The 4,387-nt window shown below is 60.0% G+C and carries 4 protein-coding genes; all 4 read left to right on the top strand.

Going from position 1 to position 4,387, the window contains the following annotated elements:
* Positions 1-45 precede the first annotated feature (45 nt).
* On the top strand, positions 46-1,191 hold the full coding sequence (dsrB, locus tag Q0K00_RS11785; protein ID WP_297229768.1) for a dissimilatory-type sulfite reductase subunit beta: 1,146 nt from the start codon (positions 46-48) through the stop codon (positions 1,189-1,191).
* 57 nt (positions 1,192-1,248) lie between these two features.
* Positions 1,249-1,482 carry a dissimilatory sulfite reductase D family protein gene (locus Q0K00_RS11780; protein WP_297229766.1) on the top strand — a complete coding sequence of 78 codons (234 nt, stop codon included), beginning with the start codon at positions 1,249-1,251 and terminating at the stop codon, positions 1,480-1,482.
* Positions 1,483-1,991: 509 nt separating this feature from the next.
* Entirely contained in the window at positions 1,992-3,038 is a 1,047-nt protein-coding gene (locus Q0K00_RS11775) for a hypothetical protein (protein WP_297229764.1), read from the top strand.
* Positions 3,039-3,379: 341 nt separating this feature from the next.
* On the top strand, positions 3,380-4,345 hold the full coding sequence (locus tag Q0K00_RS11770; RefSeq protein ID WP_297229763.1) for a hypothetical protein: 966 nt from the start codon (positions 3,380-3,382) through the stop codon (positions 4,343-4,345).
* Positions 4,346-4,387: the final 42 nt, after the last annotated feature.

Below are 4,387 nucleotides of genomic sequence, written 5' to 3'. Positions count from 1 at the left end.
GCTTACCGCAACCGTCATCAACGCTAGTTTAAGGGGGAGAAGAACATGGCTTTTATTTCTTCCGGGTACAATCCCGAAAAACCGATGGAAGGCCGTATCACCGACATCGGCCCCCACAAGTATGACGAATACTTCCCGCCGGTCATCAAAAAGAACTTCGGCAAGTGGCTCTATCATGAGATCCTCGAGCCCGGCGTTCTGCTGCACGTGGCCGAGAGCGGCGACAAGGTGTACACCGTCCGCGTGGGCGGCACCCGCACCATGTCCATCACCAACATCCGCGAGATCTGCGACATCGCCGACAAGTACTGCGGCGGCTATGTGCGCTGGACTACGCGTAACAACATCGAGTTCATGGTGGAAGACGAAGCTACCATGAAGGCTCTGCGCGACGACCTGAACTCCCGCAAGTTCGACGGCGGCTCCTACAAGTTCCCTGTGGGCGGCACCGGCGCCGGCGTGAGCAACATGGTCCACACCCAGGGCTGGGTGCACTGCCACACCCCCGCCACCGACGCCTCCGGCCCGGTGAAATGCGTGATGGACACCGTGTTCGAAGAGTTCAAGAACATGCGTCTGCCCGCCCCGGTGCGCATCGCTCTGGCCTGCTGCATCAACATGTGCGGCGCCGTGCACTGCTCCGACATCGGCCTTGTGGGTATCCACCGCAAGCCTCCGATGATCGACCACCAGTGGGCCGACAAGCTGTGCGAGATCCCGCTGGCCGTGGCCGCCTGCCCCACCGCCGCCGTGCGTCCCACCAAGGTGGAATACAACGGTGAGAAGGTGAACTCCGTGGCCATCAAGCAGGATCGCTGCATGTACTGCGGTAACTGCTACACCATGTGCCCGGCCCTGCCCATCTCCGACGGCGAAGGCGACGGCATCGCCATCATGGTCGGCGGCAAGGTGTCCAACCGCATCACCATGCCCAAATTCTCCAAGGTGGTCGTGGGCTACATCCCCAACGAACCGCCGCGCTGGCCCACCCTCACCAAGACCGTCAAGCACATCCTTGACGTGTACGCGGCCAACGCCAACAAGTACGAGCGTCTGGGCGACTGGGCCAACCGCATCGGTTGGGAAACCTTCTTCAAGCTCACCGGCCTGAAGTTCACCCACCACCTGATCGACGACTTCCGCGATCCCGCCTACTACACCTGGCGCCAGAGCACCCAGTTCAAGTTCTAGTCCAGGTTTGATTCAACCCCGGCGGCGCATAACGCGCCGCCGGGACAGGAGACTGAAATGGCTGACAAAGACGTTATCATCGACTTCCTCAAGGGCAAGTCCGCCGCCAAGTCCAAGTTCTACTTCAAGGACTTCACGGATCTTTTCCCCGACAAGGGACCCCGCGAAGTGAAAAAGCTGCTCACCCAGCTGGTCAATGAAGAAGTGCTGGAATTCTGGTCCTCCGGTTCCACCACCATGTACGGTCTCAAGGGCGCCGGCAAGCAGTCCCACGCCGAAGGCGAAGACTAGTCGGCCGCCTGCGCGCATTGCTCGCAATGCCGCGGACCTCTCGGCCTCTTACAAGAATTGCCGCAACGCAAGTTGTGGCATTTCTTTTTTGGGCCGCCCCACCTTTCAGCGCATTTTCAGCTTGAAACGCAGTGCGTTTCAAAAATCATACGGCCTCTCGTTTCGCGAAAAAACGCGGTTTTTCCGCCTGGTTTGGGCCGGGCGGCGTCGTGCCGCCGTCTCGCGTTTCGCCTTTTCACCGGCAAAACGCTCCAGCCTCTCCCTCTCGCGTGCCCCAGATCGCCCGACGGCGATGCTCTCATGCCGCCTGCCCCGTCGCGGGCCATACTCCCCGACAGATCCCTACCGAACGCTTTTCCCCCTCGTGCCGCACGTCCACATGGACACGGATACGACAAAAAAGTATCATTTGAAGGACATTGGACGCCGACGGCGGCCCAGCGTGGAAAAGGAGGGAGAGAGTCACATGGACGAAGGGTGGGAAAAAAAAAGCCTTATCGCCCAAAGGCATGGCTGATATCGTTTCCAGATACGGGTGGATCCTCAGATACGTTCCTCTGCTCGTCGTATTGTCCATCCTTTCGCTATATCTGCGCGGTGGTGTCGTCGAAATGGCTTTCGGCGGCGGTTCAGGCACGGAGAGCGATCCCTACCTGATCGCCACGGAAGCGCACCTGCGGGACATGGCCGCCCATCCCCTTCCCAAAGACAGAAAACATTTCCTGCAAACCACAGACATCGCTCTCAGCGGCGAGTGGTCCCCCATCCCGGAATTCAGCGGACGATACAACGGCAACGGTCACAAGATAACCGACCTTACCATAAAAAACGACCGTCTCACGTACGTCGGCCTGTTTGGCATCATCGAACATGACGGGGAGATACGGGATCTCACTGTCGAGACCTCATCGGAAGGGATCTCCAACTCGATAGAGGACGTCCGCTCAGGCATCATCGCAGGCAAAAACAGCGGGCTGATCGAGAACTGCACCACACGTGGCCGGGTGGAGGACGGCGTCCTTGCCGGAGGCATCACGGCCTACAACGACGGCACCGTGAAAAACTGCGTCAATCATGCCGTGATCGCATCAACGGGCGTGTGTCGTTATTTTTCCGCCGGCGGCATAGTGGGCATGAACAACGACGTGCTGACAGGGACGACAGGGCTGATAACAGGCTGCACGAACTACGGCTCCATAACGGCGGAGTCGAAGACCGGCGGCATCGTCTCGGAAAACGTCGGGACTGTCGAATACTGCGCCAATCACGGCTCTGTCTCGACAAAAGGAGGCATATTCGAAATCTACGCCGGCGGTGTGGCCGGAAGCAACAATAACGATTCGTTGATAGTCGGATGCCGGAATACCGGCGCGGTCAGCGCATCGGGCCAGAAGAGGGTCTTCGCGGGAGGCATCGTAGGCATCAACATCGGGAGAACGATCGACAGCCGCAGCGCCGTCGATGCGAGCGCGCAGGGGGAACCTTCAGGGCATGGCGTCGTGGTGGGAAGGATGTACAGCGGGGAGATCATCAATTGCGGCGAACTGCGGCAATGACGCCCCCTGAGGGATACGCCCCGCTTGCCGCATCCACGCGAACGGAAAGGGACGGCGGCTCTTTCCGCGCGGAGGTCCCCGGCGTGCGGCATGACGCGGAGACCGCGCATCTCCCGCTCCCCCGCCGGCCCTTGCCCCACGCCCCTCATGGGCAACGACGTAGCGCGGCACAGCACAGCCCGGCCGATACGACGCGAAAAACCGCGTTTTTTCCACGAAACGCCAGGCAGCATGTTTTGGAACGTTTCGCGCTCCAAACGGTAAATACGGTATTTGTCCGCCGGAGGCATGGATACGACACCACCACATCAGCGACATGACCAGAGGGAGGAGAACGCCCCATGAACGACAGACAACGGAAAAGGACCTTGTCATGCAAAGGCGTGGCCCGCGCCGTTTTTCACAGCGGACGGCTCGTCCGTACGCTCCCCCTGCTTGCCCTGCTGCTCGCGCTCACGGCATGTGCGCGCGGCGGCGTTGCCCCGTCGGCCTTCGGCGGCGGTTCAGGCACGAAGAGCGATCCCTACCTGATAGCCACGGAAGCGTATCTGCGGGACATCGCCGCCGCTCCCCAACTGTACAAAGGGAAGTATTTCCTGCAGACAGCGGACATCAAACTCAACGGCGACTGGAAGCCGATCGGCGATGCAGCTTATTACAGAGAGTTTTCCGGCCGGTTCGACGGCAACGGCCACAGGATAACGGGCCTGACGATACGAGAAGACAGCAACGGTTGCGGCAGCCTGTTCGGCTTTATCGGATACGGCGGCGAGGTGCGGAACCTCATCGTCGAAACGTCGCCGGAAGGCGTCGCCCCCTTGGACTGGGACACCAGAGTAGGCATCATTGCCGCGTTCAATCGGGGACTGATAGAAAACTGCATCACGCGTGGCCGGGTGGTGAACGCCTCCGTTGCCGGAGGCACCACGGCCTGCAACGACGGCACCGTGAAAAACTGCGTCAATCATACCGTGATCGCATCAAACGGCGTATGTAGTTATTTTTCCGCCGGCGGCATAGCAGGCGAGATCAGCGACGTGCTGACAGGGACGACAGGACTGATAACAGGCTGCACGAACTACGGCTCCATAACGGCGGAGTCGAACGCCGGCGGCATCGTCGCGGAAAACATCGGGACCGTCCAGGATTGCGTCAATCACGGCCCAGTTTCGGCAAAAGGGAGCGTGTTCGGGATCTACGCCGGCGGTGTGGCCGGAACCAACAGGACGTTGATAGCCCGATGCCGGAATACCGGCACGATCAGGGCATCGGGCCTAGGGTCAGGACTCATTAAAGGTAAAAAATGACAATGGCAGCAATATGGATTGCCGAAAGGAATGTATGGGCAC

This window comes from uncultured Desulfovibrio sp. (genome assembly GCF_944327235.1).
Taxonomy (GTDB): domain Bacteria; phylum Desulfobacterota; class Desulfovibrionia; order Desulfovibrionales; family Desulfovibrionaceae; genus Desulfovibrio.
The sequence above is the reverse complement of the archived record's forward strand: the minus strand, read 5'-3'. Positions and strand labels throughout refer to the sequence as shown.